Source organism: Tolumonas auensis DSM 9187 (assembly GCF_000023065.1).
Classification (GTDB): domain Bacteria; phylum Pseudomonadota; class Gammaproteobacteria; order Enterobacterales; family Aeromonadaceae; genus Tolumonas; species Tolumonas auensis.
In genome coordinates, this window is sequence record NC_012691.1 from 2,715,610 (window position 1) to 2,731,697 (window position 16,088).

Sequence of the window (16,088 nt, forward strand, 5' to 3'; positions counted from 1 at the left end):
GGCCAATCTCAAGAATCGGTGCCTGAACCAAGGTTGCGCTCTGTTACAGCCATCAGTTCGGCAGCACTTATCCCGAGCGCGGCGGCAATTTTCAGTATCAGAGCCAGCGTAGGCATATGCTCTCCACGCTCGATCTTGCCCATGTGCGAGCGCGCGACCCCAGCCAAGCCTGCCAGCTTTTCCTGACCGACTCCTTGTTCCAGGCGTGTGGCACGCACCGCTTTTCCGAAGGCCAGCGCTGGCTCGGCTTCAAATGTGGTTGTGCCTGGGGGACGGCCTTGTGAAATTGGACGCTTCTGCATTGACAGAAGCGTCGATCAGCCAAGAGAATTTAACCACGTTAAACTTAACTCATTGCTATCATATTGGGTTATTTTTTGACCCGATAGCTTCGTGGGGCTCTCATGCACGACGCCACAAACCGGTTGTCCCATTTCAAGCTCGCGATAGCGCCTGGTGTGCCGTCATCACGTCTCTCTAAGCTGCTTGCGCTGCAGCGCGCGGAGGAACCGGAAGTCACCATCGCGTTTTTCGAGGTCACGGCGGACGATCTGGTGGCAGGGCTTCGTGAAGGCCGTTACGACGCAGGGATGTCGCTTCAGGGCTTGGCCGATCCATCCCTGAGCAGTCAGCCCCTGTGGAGCGAAAGCATGGCCGTTGCCCTGCCGTTGCGGCTCCCTTTGCTGGATCAGGCAACGCTCACAATTGCCGGGTTGCAGGACTACATGGTGTTTCGCTGGCAAGCAGAGGCCTGTCCCTTACTGGATCAGAGGTTGTCCTCCTTCCTACCGGAAGACCAACGGAACATTCGGTACATGACTTCGTTCGAGCTGCTGGCTCTATGGGTGGCGGCGGGCTATGGCGTCGGCTTATCCGCGCAATCGCACATCGAGCATGCTCATGGATGGGGAATCAGCATGCGACCACTCTCTGATGGTCCCTACGAAATCGTGACGCACCTGCAGCGTCCCCACGGGCCAGCCAATTCTGTTTCTGAGCGGTTCGAGCGCAGAGCACTGCAGATTGCCAAGGCTGGCGCAGCCTGATCCCGAGCCTGGCGACCGGGACAGTCCCACCCCGGTCGCCAAGTCGCACCGTCGGCGTTCAAGCCCCTTCAAGCACCACGGTGCTATCCACCAACCGGCGGACACTCTGCCGCACCTGTTCGGGGATAGGCCGCGGCGAGACAGTCTCGGGGGCATCTGCATGCTGCTGATCGCCCGCGATGGTTCGGACGACTGCGACCAGATTGGTCGGTGTCACCACATCGATGGCCGCGCGATCCCCCAAATCCGGGTGTGGCCGGGTCAGCATGCGGTAAAGCTCCCAGGAGTCCGCTTCCGGGCACTGGTTCATGAGCACCAGAGCCAGCTTGTGCTTGAGCGGCACCAATTGCCAATCGGGAACACGCTGCCCCCGGTTGCCTAGACTGATGGACAGCAGCTTGCCCGCCTTCAACTCGCGGTTGATCTGGTCCTTGGACTTCCCGGCCAGCTTGCCGAACAGAGGAACCGGAAGGTTGTTCGGCGATTCGTAGATGGCGAGCATTTCCTCGCGCTCGCGCTGGATCGCGGACACTTCCGGCTCTGGCGTCCGGGTGGGGGGCGGAGGCACTTGCGACAGCCGCTGGAACGTGGCCCCGGCGGTGTTCGGCGTCACGATGATGGGAGTAGCCACCACAGGCGGGACGGGGACTGCAGGGGAAGCCTCGACGATGGCAGCGGCATCTTCCGCTTCTACCATTGCCGGCACCCCTTCGATATGGATGGTGAGATGCGCGCTCGCAGCCTCCACCTGGCCCTGTTCGAGCAGGTCGAGGCGGTCGGCCCAGTCCTGCATCATCCGGCGGCGCGGCTCCACATACTTGGCGTGGTTGTAGGCCGAACTCACCTTGTTCGGGTCGGAGTGCGAAAGCTGCGCGTCCACCCAAATCTTGGGGTAGCCGATCTCGTTGAGCGCCGTAGAGATGGTTCCGCGGATGCCGTGGCCGGTCAGTTGATCCTCGTAGCCCATCCGTTTCAAGGCGGCGTTGAGGGTGTTCTCGCTGATGCGCTTCTTGAGGTCGCTGCGATGCGTCAGCAGGTACTGCTGGGCCGGCCGCATCACCCCCAGGAGGTAGCGCAAGATCTCGATGGCCTGGAGGGACAGCGGCACGATGTAGGGCGGCACATCCTGCGGGCGCTTGCCGGCCTTGCGCATCTCGTCCTGAAGCTGCTTGACGATCTGCGGCGGGATGATCCACAGACCACGGTCGAGGTCGAACTGATCCGGGGTCGCCAGCCGCAGTTCGCCGGTGCGCACCCCGGTCAGGAACAGCAGCCGGATGCCGAGCTGGGTTTGCCAGCCGCGAGGGTTGTAGAGCCTGAGCTTCTGGAGAAATTCGGGAAGCTCGGGCAGATGCAGGTAAGGGTTATGGTTCACCGGCGGTTTGGGCTCCGCCACCACGTCCAGGTCCGTAGCCGGATTGGTTTCCATACCCTCGACAATGACCAGAGCATAGCGGAACAATTGTCCCAGCCAGGTGCGGACCTTTTCAGCGGTAGTGAAGGCCTTGCGCTGCTCGATCCTTGCCAGGACACCCAGAAGCTGGGGCCGGCGAATGTCGTAGATCGACATCCTCCCAAGGCTGGGCAGCACGTCCTTGTCGAAGATACGGAGGATCTGGGAGAGCGTGCTTTGCCGACCTTCCTTGAGTTCCTTGCGGCGATGCTCGACCCAGGCGTCGAAGACCGCCTTGAAGGTGTAATCGGAAGCCAGTTTGACCGCATGCCGTTTCTGCTTGCGGTCGGTGTGGGGGTTGATGCCCTTGGCCAGCAGCGCCCGGGCCTCGTCGCGCAGGGCACGAGCCTCGCGCAGGCCGATCTCCGGGTAGTTGCCCAGGGAGATGCGCTTTTGTTTGCCGAGCCAGTAGTAGCGCAGGTGCCACGACTTGCCGCTGGTAGGGGCGACCACCAGGCCGAGGCCGTCGGTGTCGGGGATGCTGTAGGTTTTGTCGGCGGCCTTAGCTTGCCGCACAGTCAGATCAGAGAGTGCCATCATCGAGCTCCTAAGTTGCGACTTAGGCTCAATGCTCGTCACGGCTCCCCTCCAACCCCAGCAACAATCCGGAACCTGCACCCCCCGCATTCTTTGGCCTCAATTTTGGCCTCAAAAACGCTGGCTGTTGGTGGATTTCCATGGCTTTTGCTGGAATGAAAAAAGGGCCTTTCGGCCCTTTTTTCAACGACTTACAGACGCCAGTGGAAGTCTGTAGATCATAACTTGGAGCGGGAAACGAGACTCGAACTCGCGACCCTAACCTTGGCAAGGTTATGCTCTACCAACTGAGCTATTCCCGCACAATGTCTGAATCATTTTAAAAAAATTGGAGCGGGAAACGAGACTCGAACTCGCGACCCTAACCTTGGCAAGGTTATGCTCTACCAACTGAGCTATTCCCGCGTCGCAATTGTGTAAGAAACTGATTTGGAGCGGGAAACGAGACTCGAACTCGCGACCCTAACCTTGGCAAGGTTATGCTCTACCAACTGAGCTATTCCCGCAATCAGTGCTCTTGCACGAGGCCCGCATTATAGGGAGGACGACTTCAAATGCAAGAGCTTTTTCAAAAAGAACAATCAAGCGTACACTTTGCGATCAACGCGTTTAAATTGTAAACACCCGCTTACGATAGAACTGCATTTCCGCAATTGACTCGCGAATATCGTCCAGTGCCTGATGGGTGCCGGTTTTGGTAAATTCATCCATAATTTCCGGTTTCCAGCGACTCACCAGCTCTTTAATCGTGCTGACATCAATGTTGCGGTAATGAAAGTATTTCTCCAGCTCGGGCATATAGCGCACCATAAAACGGCGGTCCTGCCCTATGCTGTTACCACACATTGGTGATTTGCCTTCAGGTACCCATTCCCGGATGAACGTCAGACAAGTGGCTACCGCCTTTGCCTCATCGCATTCACTGGCACGAACACGATCAACCAGGCCTGACTCACCATGCGTACGGGTATTCCACTCATCCATTCCTGCTAATACATCATCCGACTGATGGATCGCCAGTACCGGTCCTTCTGCGAGCACATTCAGTTCTTTGTCCGTGACAATCATGGCTATTTCCAGAATACGGTCTGTTTCTGGTTCCAGACCGGTCATTTCCATGTCTAACCAGATCAGATTCTGTTCATTTTGGCTCATCGCATGTCCTTGTTATCGGGAAAATCAGTAATCAGGTGTATCATAGCTACTTTCTCTATTATTGCGAAATTGACACTGTGGCGAAAAAACCAAAACTCAGTCATGGCCAGCAGCGCCGGGTAAATGCGAATCACCAGCGACGATTACAAAAACCAGTGACCGATGTTGATGACAGCCTTTTAGGTCCGGCACTGGAAGGGCTGGTGATCAGTCGTTTCGGTAAGCACGCCGATATTGAAGACAGTAACGGTGAAATCCATCGCTGCAACATGCGCCGTACCATAGAAAGTGTGGTTACCGGCGATCATGTGATCTGGCGGGCAGGCAGCGAGGCCTTACAGGGGATCAGTGGTGTCGTGGAAGCGGTACGCCCACGCCAGTCTGTCCTCACCCGGCCAGACTTTTATGACGGGATTAAGCCGGTTGCTGCCAATATCGATCAGATCGTGATTGTCTCTGCGGTATTGCCTGAATTTTCTACCAATATAGTTGATCGTTATCTGGTCGCAGCCGAGCATGTGGAGATCCCGCCTCTGCTGGTGCTGAATAAAATCGACTTGCTGGATGATATCTCCCGCGAGCAACTGGAAAGAAAGCTCGATATTTACCGCAATCTTGGTTATCCGCTGCTGAATGTCAGTTGTGAAACCGAACATGGTCTGGATGAATTACAGGCGCAGCTGAAAGACAAAGTCAGCGTGTTCGTCGGACAATCCGGCGTTGGCAAGTCATCGCTTATCAATGCATTGCACCCTCATGCCAAAGCCGTCATAGGTGAAATATCCGGGCAGTCAGGTCTGGGGCAACACACCACTACTACGGCTCGTCTGTATCATTTTGCCAGCGGTGGTATGCTGATCGATTCTCCCGGCATTCGTGAGTTTTCACTCTGGCATCTGGAAAACGAGCGCGTTACCTGGTGTTTCAAAGAGTTCCGTGATTATCTGGGCGGCTGCAAATTCCGTGATTGTAAACACGGCAGTGATCCGGGTTGCCTGATTCGTGAAGCCGTGGAACAAGGCAAAATTTCAGCTGAGCGATATCACAATTATCACCGCATTCTGGAATCGATGCAGGATGCTCGAAATATGCGGCATGTCAGCCGCGAATAATTTTAACTCTGGTGGTGAAGTGGCGTAGAATTCGCGCCCTTTATCTATTACTGATTTTGTTTGAGGTTCACCATGAAATTGCTGGATATGCTGAAAATAGCAACCCAATATCTGTTACCGAAACATGCGGTGTCCCGACTGGTTGGTTATCTGGCGGCGGCTGAGGCCGGCTCGCTGACTACTTTCCTGATCAAAGCATTCATCAAACGTTTTAATATCAACATGAGTGAAGCCGAATTCGAAGATCCGGCTCACTATAAAACCTTTAATGCTTTCTTTACCCGTCAGCTAAAACCAGGCTTGCGTCCTGTTGTCGCCGAAGAAGATTCTGTCGCTTTACCCGTCGATGGTTGCATTAGTCAATTGGGTGATATTAAACACGGCCGTATAATTCAGGCTAAACGCCATGATTTCAGTGCACGGGAATTACTGGGCGGTGATAAAGATCTGTCTGAGCAATTTCAGAACGGTAAATTTGCCACTATTTATCTGTCCCCGCGCGATTACCACCGCATCCATATGCCGCTGGACGGCGAACTGCAAAGCATGGTGTATATTCCGGGCGACCTGTTTTCAGTTAATCCGCTGACGGCACAGAATGTTCCAAATCTGTTTGCCCGTAATGAACGTGTCGCCTGTGTATTTAAAACACCTTATGGTCCGATGGCGTTGGTACTGGTAGGTGCAACGATCGTAGCCAGCATCGAAACCGTCTGGTCAGGCACTGTTACCCCGCCAACCGGGAAAATGGTGAAACGCTGGGATTTCCATGGGAATACACCGATCACCCTGAAAAAAGGTGAAGAAATGGGGCTGTTCAAACTGGGCAGTACTGTGGTTTGTCTGTTCCCGCCAGAGATGCTGGAATTTGCCGGGCATCTGCAGGCTGACACTGAAACCCGCATGGGTGAAATATTTGCCAAGCTGAACAACTCACCAACAGTATAAATGTTTTCATTCAGCAGACCGCTCATTGCCGGTCTGCTGTTTTTCACTCAAATCCCCCCTCCCTCCGGCTGTATTCGCAACGCTTTGATGATAAACAAGATCCTGACCGGTTCTTTCTGGCAAAATAACGCGCGTGTCAGGATGACCATCCGGATAGAAAGAGAGCTGATTCTCGTTTTTACGTGTGCGCTTTCGCTACAATTTTTTAACACGTTAAAAATCAATCATTATCTGTTCATGCAATGTTCAACAAATAGCAGATGATGACTGTATATATTGAGTCTATTGTTAATAGACCATCAAAGATTCGCATGAACAAACGCTTGGATTTATGAGCCAGAGGAGGCCTAAGTGGACATTATCAAGACCGATGTCGCGATTGTCGGAGCAGGAGGCGGTGGATTACGAGCTGCGATTGCAATTGCAGAAAAAAATCCCGAGCTGGAAATAGCCCTGATATCTAAAGTTTATCCGATGCGCAGTCATACTGTTGCAGCTGAAGGTGGTGCTGCAGGTGTGGTTCGTGATGATGACAGTCTCGAAAACCATTTCCACGATACGGTTTCTGGTGGTGACTGGCTGTGTGAGCAGGATGTCGTCGAATACTTCGTGGAAAATGCAACCAAAGAACTGGTGCAGATGGAACACTGGGGTTGCCCGTGGAGCAGAAAAGAGGACGGACATGTTAACGTGCGTGCCTTTGGTGGAATGAAGATTCCCCGGACCTGGTTTGCTGCGGATAAAACCGGCTTCCACATGCTGCACACGCTGTTCCAGACCTCCATTAAATACCCGTCGATCAAACGTTTTGATGAACATTTCGTACTCGATTTGTTAGTACATGATGGTCGTCCGCAGGGTGTGGTCTGTTTCGACATTCAAAATGGTGTGACTCGTATTATCCAAGCGAAATCCGTCATTATTGCAACCGGTGGTGGCAGCCGCGTTTATCGCTTCAACACCAATGGTGGCATTGTTACCGGTGATGGTATGGCACTGGCTTACCGTCATGGTGTACCACTGCGCGATATGGAATTCGTTCAGTATCATCCAACCGGCTTACCCGGCTCGGGTATTCTGATGACCGAAGGCTGTCGTGGTGAAGGCGGCATTCTGCTGAACAAAGACGGTTACCGTTATCTGCAGGATTATGGTTTAGGCCCGGAAATTCCGGTCGGTGAAACCAAAAACAAATACATGGAGTTAGGTCCACGCGACCGTTTGTCTCAAGCCTTCTGGCAGGAACAACAACGCGGCCGCACGATAGAATCGCCATTCGGTGATATCGTGCATCTGGATCTGCGCCATCTCGGCGAGAAGAAACTGCTGGAACGTCTGCCATTCATTTGCGAGCTGTCTCGAGCCTATATGGGCGTTGATCCGGTTAAAGAGCCGATCCCGGTTCGCCCCGTGGTTCACTACACCATGGGCGGTATCGAAACTGACTGCATGGGCGCAACCCGCATGCCGGGTCTGTTTGCCGTTGGCGAATGTGCGTCGAATGGTCTGCATGGCGCTAACCGTTTAGGCTCAAACTCCCTGTGTGAAATTGTGGTATTCGGTAAAGTCGCCGGTGAACAAGCAGCCTTGTTTGCCAAACAACATAGTCATATCGACAGCAACATTCTTTATCGCCAGGGTATGGAAGTCGTTGCAAAATCGATGTCTCTGATGGAAAACGGTGGCACAGAAAACCCGGCGGATATCCGCAATGAGATGGGTGATGCCATGGAAAGCGGCGTGGGTATCTACCGTACCGCTGAAACAATGCAAAACACCATTGATAAGCTGAAAGAGCTGAAAGAGCGCTATAAACGCGTTCGTGTGGCGGATAAATCATCGGTCTTTAACACCGACTGGCTCTACACCATCGAATTAGGTTTCCTGCTTGATGTGGCAGAATCCGTGGCGCATTCCGCCATTCAACGGAAAGAATCACGCGGTTCACACCAGCGCATTGATGGTTATGAAGAGCGTGATGATGTGAATTATCTGAAACACTCATTGGCTTTCCGCAATGAAAATGGTGCTCCGACCATTGAGTACAGTGATGTCAAAATTACCAAGTCACAGCCAGCAAAACGCGTGTATGGCTCAGAAGCAGAGAAAGGAGCGAAATAATGGCTGAGATCATGGAGATTGAAGTATTACGGTATCGTCCTGAAGAGGATAACGAACCGTGGACCCAGCGTTATCAGGTGCCGTTTACCCATGAAATGTCGATCCTGGAAGCACTGACACATATCAAGGATCACATTGACTCAACCCTGAGTTACCGCTGGTCTTGCCGCATGGCCATTTGTGGCTCTTGCGGCATGATGGTGAATGGTAAGCCAAAACTGGGCTGCAAAACCTTCCTGCGTGATTACATCAGTGAAGGCAAAATTCGCCTGGAACCACTGGCAAATTTCCCTATCGAGCGCGATCTCGTGGTGGATATGTCCGATTTCATGCAGAAATTGGAAAAAATTAAGCCTTACATCATCCCGAAAGAAGAAAAAAATCTTTGCGATGGTGAATACCTGCAGACGCCAAAACAGCTCGCGCAATACAAGCAATTCTCACAGTGCATTAACTGTGGTTTGTGTTACGCCGCCTGCCCACAGTATGCACTGAAACCGGAATTCCTCGGCCCGGCTGCGATTGCCCTGCTCTATCGTTACAACGAAGACAGTCGTGATGGTGCCAAGGAAGAGAGAATGAAACTCATACATCAGGAATCCGGCGTCTGGAGCTGCACTTTTGTCGGTTTCTGTTCTGAAGTTTGTCCGAAAGGCGTCGATCCTGCTGCGGCTATTCAGCTCTACAAGGCAGAAAGCGCGAAAGATTACGTCATCGCTATGTTTAAGCCGGAGGACTAATCATGGATATGTCACAAAGCAAACGTAAACCGTATGTCCGTCAGGTTAAAAAGAGCTGGTGGTTACGTAACAGTTTTTATACTGGTTACATGCTGCGTGAAGGTACCTGCATTTTTGTCGGTGCTTATGCTGTCGTTCTGCTCTGCGGCCTGTTACGTCTGACTCAGGGACCGGAAGCTTTCGCTGGCTGGCTGACTGCGTTACAAAGCCCATTGGCGATTGTGTTTCATCTGCTCGCCCTGGTGGCATGTCTTTTCCATGCCAAGACCTGGTTCTCGCTGGCACCGAAAGCAGTTCGGATCTTCAAAGGCGAAGAGCTGTTGCCGGAAAAACCAATCATTATGGCGCAATACATTGGTCTGGCAGCAGTCAGCGTGATTGTATTGCTCATCGCTGTTCTGGCCTGATAAGGAGCATCACAATGAAACGTTCTGATGAACCCATTTACTGGTTATTGTTTGGTGCCGGTGGCGTCGTTGCTGCAGTGCTACTGCCTGTGCTGATCCTGATCTCTGGTCTGATGGTACCGCTGGGCATACTTGATGCCGACACACTGAGCTACGAGAAAATGCATGCACTGGCGACTTCATGGTGGGGAGCCCCCATTCTGTTAGCCGTTATTGCCTTACCTATCTACCATGCGATGCACCGCATTTATCATGGATTGCATGATTTGGGCATTCACCCTACCAAATTTCTGCATTACCTGCTCTATGGCTTTGCGTTTCTGGTATCTGTGGCCGCGTTAACACTACTGGTACAGATCCATTAACAGCTATTGAATATCGCCTTAACCGGCGTATGATGTCCAAAACCGGAGGCCTTAAAAACCTGCCGGTTTTTTTGTGCCCGATTTTCAGTATAACTTGAGGCAAATGACCCATGCGTATCGAAGAAGATCTGAAACTCGGTTTTAAGGATGTCCTGTTCCGCCCGAAACGCTCTACTCTGAGCAGCCGCTCCCAAGTTGAATTACACCGTGAATTCCGTTTCCGACATACCCAGACCAGCTGGCGAGGTGTACCGATCATCGCCGCCAATATGGATACCGTGGGAACGTTTGCCATGGCCAAAGCACTGGCCAGCTTCGATGTCATGACAGCGATTCACAAACATTATACTGAACAGGAATGGCAGACTTTCGTACAAAACAGCAGTGATCCTTTATTGCAGTATTGTATGGTTTCTACCGGCACATCGAATAATGACTTCCTGAAGCTGCAACGCATTCTGGCGTTATCACCTGCTTTGCGTTTTATTTGCGTCGATGTAGCCAATGGTTACTCTGAGCATTTCGCTGACTTTGTGAAAATAGTCCGTGAAACTTTCCCGCAACATGTTATTTGTGCCGGTAATGTCGTCACCGGGGAAATGGTGGAAGAGCTGATCCTGTCCGGTGCTGATATTGTCAAAGTTGGTATCGGTCCGGGTTCAGTTTGTACAACCCGCGTTAAAACCGGTGTGGGCTATCCGCAACTTTCCGCCATTATCGAATGTGCCGATGCCGCGCATGGTCTGGGCGGGCAGATTGTGGGTGATGGCGGCTGTACCTGCCCCGGGGATGTAGCCAAAGCATTCGGTGGTGGTGCGGATTTTGTGATGCTGGGTGGCATGCTGGCAGCACATGAAGAGTCCGGCGGTAACAAATTCGAGCGCGACGGGAAAACGTTCATGCGCTTTTACGGCATGAGTTCATCCACCGCGATGGAACAACACGCTGGCGGTATTGCGCATTACCGGGCTTCAGAAGGAAAAACCGTTGAACTGCCTTTCCGTGGACCGGTATCCGCTACCATTCAGGATATTCTGGGTGGTGTCCGTTCTACCTGCACTTATGTCGGCGCAGCCAAGCTTAAAGAACTGACCAAACGCACGACTTTTATTCGTGTCAGTGAACAGGAAAATCCGGTTTACGGACAGGAATAATGACAAAACGGGGCTTTGTGCCCCGTTCATTACAGATATTGTACCAGCGCAATAACCACCGGCATGGTTAATGCGCTCAGCAAGGTGGATAAAAACACCGTTTGTGAGGCGAATTCCGGATCTGAACGATATTCGATGGCCAGCAATACGGTATTTACCGCTGATGGTGCTGCGGCACAAATCACCATTACCTGAGCCACAACCCCACTGATCCCCCACATCCAGCAAACTGCAGCCGCCAGCAGAGGTCCCACCAGTAAGCGCATAGCGTTAGACACTAACACCCGGAAATTCCGCAGATAGAGATGCGTGCTGGCTAATTGCGCCCCTAAGGTGATCAGTGCCGTAGGCACCAGCCCTTGCGCCATCAATTCAAAAGAGGTCCAGAGTGGCTTCGGCACATCAATACTCAGCCAGCGACACAGCAGTGCAATCAGTACCGCATAGGTCATGGGCATGCGGAAGTTTTCCAGCAATGCGCCTTTCCAGGAACGGTTGGCACTGCTGGTATTCATCACCCCTACCGTATTCGTCAGCAACTGCTGGATCAGCATCACGATGATCTGTATCGAGAAGGCAAACGGTGTGTGATACATCAGCTGAATTAATGGAATACAGTAATTACCACTGTTATAGAAACAAACAGAATTGATAAATGCACTACGTTTACCCGCATCCAGTTTCATCAAACGGGCACAGATAAGACAAACTGCCCACAATAAAACAAACAACACCAGATTAGCGAGGATCAGATCCCGTAATAATGCACTATTCAATTCCGTTTGATAGATGGTAGTAAACAGCAAGGCCGGAATAAAAATATAAAACTGGATCTTGGTCAGCGTAGCAACATTAAGCGGAAACTTCCGTTGCAGCAGATAACCAGCAATGATTGGGATAAAAATCGGCAGGATAATATTAAAAAACAAGAAACTGACTGTTTGCATGCCCCCTCCGGTGGTTTGGCAATGAAAAGCAACGACAACTCAGTCAGTATGGTAACTGTATGTTTACAGATACAAAACAATGATTATTCGATATCAAGATATTTATGTAATTGCACAGATAAACGCCAGTTCCGTTGAATACAGATTTTCATCGCTAATTCTGTAGCACGGCTCTTCTGACTAATCGGTTGTAAACAGATCACTTTTTCTGAAGTATCAATTCCGGCTAACAAGGCATCCAACTGTGCAATATGTTTTGCTGTTGCGACCGGATGTTTAATTTCATTCGCTCTGAGCAATACATCGGGTAATACATCGTAACCGCCAGCCATATTAATTTTGGGTGATACAGTAACCCAGCACGCATCATCAGCCTGAACAGGTTGTGTACCACTGGTTTCGATCTGAACACGATAACCATGTGCTATCAGTGTTTGTGACAACACCATCAGGTCATATTCACAAGGTTCACCACCCGTGATTACAACATGTCTGGCTGTGTATTCTTCAGCAGAAAAACAAGAAAGGATCTCTTCCGGGCTAAGCCAGCTCCAGCCAGCTTTCGGTTTTTTATCAGTAAATAATTGCCGGACAGGGATGAGGTTATCAGCATCCAATTCCCATGAATGTTTGGTGTCACACCATGAACAACCTACTTTGCAGCCTTGCAGACGGACAAAAATCGCCGGAACACCCGAGAAGAAGCCTTCGCCCTGGATGCTCTGGAAAATTTCATTGATGGGATAATGGTTACTCATCATTTTTATTTACCAAAAATGAAAAGACCAATCCCAAAGGATTGGCCTATTCAACAGATGCTTACTGAATAAAATTATTCAGCAACAACAGTCACTTTAACAGTGGTGTTTACATCAGTGTGCAGGTGAACAACGATGTCGTATTCACCAACGCTGCGCAGAACACCGTTCGGCATGCGAACTTCGCTCTTAGCAACTGGAACACCGGCAGCAGTGATCGCATCAGCGATATCACGGGTACCAACTGAACCAAACAGTTTACCTTCGTCACCAGCTTTGGTAGCGATAGTTACGTTGGTCAGTGCAGACAACTGAGCAGCACGAGCTTCAGCAGCAGCCAGAACGTCAGCCAGTTTAGCTTCCAGTTCAGCGCGGCGAGCTTCGAAAGCAGCCAGGTTGTCTTTAGTAGCCATTACAGCTTTGCCTTGCGGGAACAAATAGTTACGAGCAAAACCGCTCTTAACAACAACTTTGTCACCCAGATCGCCCAGATGAGCGATTTTGTCTAACAGAATAACTTCCATTACCTTTCCTCGATTAGGTTGAGTTAGGCCAGTTGCCGATTACTTGTTATGCAGATCGGTATACGGCAGCAGAGCCAGGTAACGAGCACGTTTGATGGCACGTGCCAGTTGACGCTGATATTTAGCACGGGTACCAGTGATACGGCTTGGTACGATCTTGCCAGATTCAGTGATGTAGTTTTTCAGAGTAACGGTATCTTTGTAATCGATCTCGGTTACACGTTCAGCAGTGAAACGGCAGAACTTACGACGACGGAAAAAACGTGACATGTCGATTATCCTCTATGATGACTGGAATTATTCAGCAGCTTCTTCAGCTTCTTCACGCACATCTTCACGACGTGGACGCTCTTCACGTGCTTTCAGCATCGGAGATGCTTCAGTCACAGCGTGCTTAGTGCGCATGATCATGTTGCGGATAACCGCGTCGTTGAAACGGAAGTTATTTTCCAGTTCGTCGATAACGCTCTGCTCAGCTTCTACGTTCATCAGAACATAGTGAGCTTTGTGCAGTTTGTCGATTGGGTAAGCCAGTTGACGACGACCCCAATCTTCCAGACGATGGATTGTACCACCAGCAGCTTTGATAGCACCGGTGTAACGTTCGATCATGCCTGGAACCTGTTCGCTCTGGTCCGGATGAACCATGAATACGATTTCGTAGTGACGCATGAGTTGCTCCTTACGGGTTATAGCCTTCGTGATGGTTCAGTCAAACCGTCGAAGGCAAGGAACTAAAAAAAGTGACTGATTTTTGAAGGGTCGTATTCTATGCAGCGTATACTTTAATAGCAATCAGATTTTGCTGTTTCTATGATGAATTAACGCAGAGGTCAGGCTATGCATACACGAACCCGCATGGTGGCTCCGGATGAAGCATTAACAGGCCGTGAAACCCCCATGCTGACCGAACCTTTGCATTATGTGAAACAAGTCAGCATGTTCCCACCCTATCCGGCCGGACTGGAGGTTGCTCATTTTGCAATGGGCTGTTTCTGGGGAGCAGAGCGATTGTTCTGGATACAACCGGGGGTCTATGTGACTGCTGTCGGGTATCAGGGCGGCTTTACACCTAACCCAACCTATGACGAAGTCTGCAGCGGAGCTACCGGTCATACCGAAAGTGTCCGGGTGGTTTATGACCCAGCGATTATCAGTTATGCCACTTTACTGAAATTATTCTGGGAGCAGCACGATCCGGCAGAAGGGGCGCGTCAGGGTAATGATATCGGCACACAATATCGCTCGATGATTTTTACCCGGACAGAACAGCAACAACAGCTGGCAATCCAGACCCTGGAACGTTACCAGGCGGCGATGCGGACGAATAATGATGCCAGAACCATCACCACTGAAATTACGCAGGAAAAAGCGTTTTATTTTGCTGAACAATATCATCAGCAATATCTGGCTAAAAACCCAGGCGGATATTGTGGTCTGGGAGGAATCGGAATTTGTTTACCGGAGCCGGATCTATCCTGAAAAAAGAAAGGCGCATTCTGAAGTGCGCCTTTCTTGCCTGAAACAGACTCCCTCAGCGGGAGCCGATTTGCACCAACTGGCCTTCACCGCTGACAGCAAAGCCTCCTACGGCAGCAGGGACAAAACAGGATTCACCGGCCTGCAATGTAAGCGTCTTACCATTGGCAGTGATCCCGGCATGACCATTTACGCAGAACAGGATCAGAGCAGTACTCGTTTCACTTTCCAGCAAATTCTGAGTCAGATTAACCAGCGTAAAAGAAAAGTCCTCCACCGGGATCGGATAATCACTGACAGGCCCTAATACCATCGGACGCATCAGCAATTCACTGGCTGGTTTAGCCACGAAATCGACATTCGCCAGTAATGCATCAATATCCATGTGTTTTGGTGTTAACCCTGCACGGAGTACGTTATCGGAACTGGCCATCGCCTCTAATCCGACCCCTTGCAGATAAGCATGCGGCGTACGCGCATACAGGAACATAGCTTCCCCGGGCTGCAACGTGATCACGTTCAGCAGTAGCGGTGCAAACAGCCCCATATCTTCCGGATAGAACCCGGCCAGACGCAGCACTTCCGCGAACGCAGCTTCATCCTGACGCTGTTGAGCAGTCGCCAGCAAGGTAGCCACGGTTTCACGACGAATGTCGCCCTGTAAGCGCAGAGAAGCCGCAAACAAGGCTTTCAGGGTAGAGTCAGTCGGCTGCAGACAAAATGCATCGATCTCTGTCTGCAGTGCAGGCAAAGCCAGATCCTTAATCAAGGCCACTATTTCGGCAAATTCACGGAAACCATTCATCGCCCGGTAAGGCGTCAGCGCATACACCAGTTCCGGCTTATGATTCGGGTCTTTGAAATTGCGATGTGCAGCAGTTAATGGCACACCAGCCGCGTTTTCGGCAGCAAAACCTGCTTCAGAGTTAGCTTTGTCAGGATGAACCTGGATCGATAAAGGCTCTGCTGCAGCCAGCACCTTAAACAGATACGGCAGTTCGCCAAAATTCGTTTGCGCATCGCCCAGAATAGCCGCCGCATCCTGTTTGATGAACGCATCCAGACGCAGGGTTTCACCCTGCTCATCAATAAGAGCAGAGCAGCCGGTCGGGTGCGCTCCCATCCAGATTTCAGCTTGTGGTTTACCTTCCGGATTAGCAATGCCATACATTTTCTGAATAGCATCTTTACTGCCCCAGGCATAATTCAGGATCGGGTTCTGCATCCGGTAGATGCAATTGGAGGAAAAACTCATTATGTGTCCTTTCTACTGTGTTTATTAACGACATCACGGGGCGGGCCCGAATGTTATTTCAACCTCAATGTGCCGGTCACATTCCAT

The 16,088-nt window shown here is 51.2% G+C and carries 18 protein-coding genes and 3 tRNA genes; 9 read left to right on the top strand and 12 right to left on the bottom strand.

Annotated elements, in window-relative coordinates:
- Positions 1-8: 8 nt before the first annotated feature.
- Positions 9-302 carry a helix-turn-helix domain-containing protein gene (locus TOLA_RS12630; RefSeq protein ID WP_003296541.1) on the bottom strand — a complete coding sequence of 98 codons (294 nt, stop codon included), beginning with the start codon at positions 300-302 and terminating at the stop codon, positions 9-11.
- Between the two features lie 102 nt (positions 303-404).
- On the opposite strand from TOLA_RS12630, the gene TOLA_RS12635 reads away from it, so the two are divergent.
- Positions 405-1,046, top strand: a complete 642-nt coding sequence (locus TOLA_RS12635; protein ID WP_003296542.1) for a LysR substrate-binding domain-containing protein — start codon at positions 405-407, stop codon at positions 1,044-1,046.
- 58 nt (positions 1,047-1,104) lie between these two features.
- Here the strand turns inward: TOLA_RS12635 and TOLA_RS12640 are convergent, their stop codons facing one another.
- From TOLA_RS12640 to orn, 5 genes are all read right to left on the bottom strand, one after another.
- A complete protein-coding gene (locus TOLA_RS12640) occupies positions 1,105-3,039 on the bottom strand; it encodes a tyrosine-type recombinase/integrase (protein WP_041609534.1) in 1,935 nt (644 codons plus the stop codon).
- 223 nt (positions 3,040-3,262) lie between these two features.
- Positions 3,263-3,338 (bottom strand) — tRNA-Gly (locus tag TOLA_RS12650).
- 27 nt (positions 3,339-3,365) lie between these two features.
- Positions 3,366-3,441: transfer RNA gene (locus TOLA_RS12655), tRNA-Gly, on the bottom strand.
- A gap of 25 nt (positions 3,442-3,466) precedes the next feature.
- Positions 3,467-3,542, bottom strand: a tRNA-Gly gene (locus TOLA_RS12660).
- Between the two features lie 103 nt (positions 3,543-3,645).
- The gene (orn, locus tag TOLA_RS12665) at positions 3,646-4,191 is read right to left on the bottom strand and encodes an oligoribonuclease (RefSeq protein ID WP_015879530.1); all 546 of its coding nucleotides are present in this window, start codon (positions 4,189-4,191) and stop codon (positions 3,646-3,648) included.
- A gap of 77 nt (positions 4,192-4,268) precedes the next feature.
- On the opposite strand from orn, the gene rsgA reads away from it, so the two are divergent.
- The 7 genes from rsgA to TOLA_RS12700 all read left to right on the top strand — a co-directional run bounded on the left by rsgA (position 4,269) and on the right by TOLA_RS12700 (position 11,038).
- Positions 4,269-5,303, top strand: a complete 1,035-nt coding sequence (gene rsgA / locus TOLA_RS12670; protein ID WP_015879531.1) for a small ribosomal subunit biogenesis GTPase RsgA — start codon at positions 4,269-4,271, stop codon at positions 5,301-5,303.
- 72 nt (positions 5,304-5,375) lie between these two features.
- A complete protein-coding gene (asd, locus tag TOLA_RS12675; RefSeq protein ID WP_015879532.1) occupies positions 5,376-6,251 on the top strand; it encodes an archaetidylserine decarboxylase in 876 nt (291 codons plus the stop codon).
- 351 nt (positions 6,252-6,602) lie between these two features.
- Positions 6,603-8,372 carry a fumarate reductase (quinol) flavoprotein subunit gene (frdA, locus tag TOLA_RS12680; protein WP_015879533.1) on the top strand — a complete coding sequence of 590 codons (1,770 nt, stop codon included), beginning with the start codon at positions 6,603-6,605 and terminating at the stop codon, positions 8,370-8,372.
- Positions 8,372-9,112 carry a succinate dehydrogenase/fumarate reductase iron-sulfur subunit gene (locus TOLA_RS12685; RefSeq protein WP_015879534.1) on the top strand — a complete coding sequence of 247 codons (741 nt, stop codon included), beginning with the start codon at positions 8,372-8,374 and terminating at the stop codon, positions 9,110-9,112. Before frdA ends, TOLA_RS12685 begins: the two co-directional genes overlap by 1 nt.
- A 2-nt stretch (positions 9,113-9,114) precedes the next feature.
- Entirely contained in the window at positions 9,115-9,519 is a 405-nt protein-coding gene (locus TOLA_RS12690) for a fumarate reductase subunit C (RefSeq protein ID WP_015879535.1), read from the top strand.
- Between the two features lie 14 nt (positions 9,520-9,533).
- Entirely contained in the window at positions 9,534-9,884 is a 351-nt protein-coding gene (gene frdD, locus TOLA_RS12695) for a fumarate reductase subunit FrdD (RefSeq protein ID WP_015879536.1), read from the top strand.
- Positions 9,885-9,994: 110 nt separating this feature from the next.
- Positions 9,995-11,038 (top strand): GMP reductase, encoded by a 1,044-nt coding sequence (locus TOLA_RS12700; RefSeq protein WP_015879537.1) that lies wholly within the window; start codon positions 9,995-9,997, stop codon positions 11,036-11,038.
- Positions 11,039-11,067: 29 nt separating this feature from the next.
- Here the strand turns inward: TOLA_RS12700 and TOLA_RS12705 are convergent, their stop codons facing one another.
- The 5 genes from TOLA_RS12705 to rpsF all read right to left on the bottom strand — a co-directional run bounded on the left by TOLA_RS12705 (position 11,068) and on the right by rpsF (position 13,939).
- Positions 11,068-11,985 (bottom strand): AEC family transporter, encoded by a 918-nt coding sequence (locus TOLA_RS12705; protein WP_015879538.1) that lies wholly within the window; start codon positions 11,983-11,985, stop codon positions 11,068-11,070.
- A gap of 83 nt (positions 11,986-12,068) precedes the next feature.
- Positions 12,069-12,746, bottom strand: a complete 678-nt coding sequence (queE, locus tag TOLA_RS12710) for a 7-carboxy-7-deazaguanine synthase QueE (protein ID WP_015879539.1) — start codon at positions 12,744-12,746, stop codon at positions 12,069-12,071.
- Positions 12,747-12,817: 71 nt separating this feature from the next.
- Positions 12,818-13,267, bottom strand: coding sequence for a 50S ribosomal protein L9 (rplI, locus tag TOLA_RS12715; RefSeq protein ID WP_015879540.1), 450 nt, complete (start codon positions 13,265-13,267; stop codon positions 12,818-12,820).
- A gap of 39 nt (positions 13,268-13,306) precedes the next feature.
- Positions 13,307-13,537 carry a 30S ribosomal protein S18 gene (gene rpsR, locus TOLA_RS12720; RefSeq protein ID WP_015879541.1) on the bottom strand — a complete coding sequence of 77 codons (231 nt, stop codon included), beginning with the start codon at positions 13,535-13,537 and terminating at the stop codon, positions 13,307-13,309.
- Positions 13,538-13,564: 27 nt separating this feature from the next.
- The gene (gene rpsF / locus TOLA_RS12725; RefSeq protein WP_015879542.1) at positions 13,565-13,939 is read right to left on the bottom strand and encodes a 30S ribosomal protein S6; all 375 of its coding nucleotides are present in this window, start codon (positions 13,937-13,939) and stop codon (positions 13,565-13,567) included.
- 168 nt (positions 13,940-14,107) lie between these two features.
- On the opposite strand from rpsF, the gene msrA reads away from it, so the two are divergent.
- Entirely contained in the window at positions 14,108-14,749 is a 642-nt protein-coding gene (gene msrA, locus TOLA_RS12730; RefSeq protein WP_015879543.1) for a peptide-methionine (S)-S-oxide reductase MsrA, read from the top strand.
- 52 nt (positions 14,750-14,801) lie between these two features.
- Here the strand turns inward: msrA and manA are convergent, their stop codons facing one another.
- The gene (gene manA, locus TOLA_RS12735; protein WP_015879544.1) at positions 14,802-16,001 is read right to left on the bottom strand and encodes a mannose-6-phosphate isomerase, class I; all 1,200 of its coding nucleotides are present in this window, start codon (positions 15,999-16,001) and stop codon (positions 14,802-14,804) included.
- Positions 16,002-16,088: the final 87 nt, after the last annotated feature.

Coding starts and splice junctions, on each gene's coding strand:
- TOLA_RS12630 (WP_003296541.1), bottom strand. CDS start 302: ATGCAGAAGCGTCCAATTTCACAAGGCCGTCCCCCAGGCACAACCACA.
- TOLA_RS12635 (WP_003296542.1), top strand. CDS start 405: ATGCACGACGCCACAAACCGGTTGTCCCATTTCAAGCTCGCGATAGCG.
- TOLA_RS12640 (WP_041609534.1), bottom strand. CDS start 3,039: ATGATGGCACTCTCTGATCTGACTGTGCGGCAAGCTAAGGCCGCCGAC.
- orn (WP_015879530.1), bottom strand. CDS start 4,191: ATGAGCCAAAATGAACAGAATCTGATCTGGTTAGACATGGAAATGACC.
- asd (WP_015879532.1), top strand. CDS start 5,376: ATGAAATTGCTGGATATGCTGAAAATAGCAACCCAATATCTGTTACCG.
- TOLA_RS12685 (WP_015879534.1), top strand. CDS start 8,372: ATGGCTGAGATCATGGAGATTGAAGTATTACGGTATCGTCCTGAAGAG.
- TOLA_RS12690 (WP_015879535.1), top strand. CDS start 9,115: ATGGATATGTCACAAAGCAAACGTAAACCGTATGTCCGTCAGGTTAAA.
- frdD (WP_015879536.1), top strand. CDS start 9,534: ATGAAACGTTCTGATGAACCCATTTACTGGTTATTGTTTGGTGCCGGT.
- TOLA_RS12700 (WP_015879537.1), top strand. CDS start 9,995: ATGCGTATCGAAGAAGATCTGAAACTCGGTTTTAAGGATGTCCTGTTC.
- TOLA_RS12705 (WP_015879538.1), bottom strand. CDS start 11,985: ATGCAAACAGTCAGTTTCTTGTTTTTTAATATTATCCTGCCGATTTTT.
- queE (WP_015879539.1), bottom strand. CDS start 12,746: ATGATGAGTAACCATTATCCCATCAATGAAATTTTCCAGAGCATCCAG.
- rplI (WP_015879540.1), bottom strand. CDS start 13,267: ATGGAAGTTATTCTGTTAGACAAAATCGCTCATCTGGGCGATCTGGGT.
- rpsR (WP_015879541.1), bottom strand. CDS start 13,537: ATGTCACGTTTTTTCCGTCGTCGTAAGTTCTGCCGTTTCACTGCTGAA.
- rpsF (WP_015879542.1), bottom strand. CDS start 13,939: ATGCGTCACTACGAAATCGTATTCATGGTTCATCCGGACCAGAGCGAA.
- msrA (WP_015879543.1), top strand. CDS start 14,108: ATGCATACACGAACCCGCATGGTGGCTCCGGATGAAGCATTAACAGGC.
- manA (WP_015879544.1), bottom strand. CDS start 16,001: ATGAGTTTTTCCTCCAATTGCATCTACCGGATGCAGAACCCGATCCTG.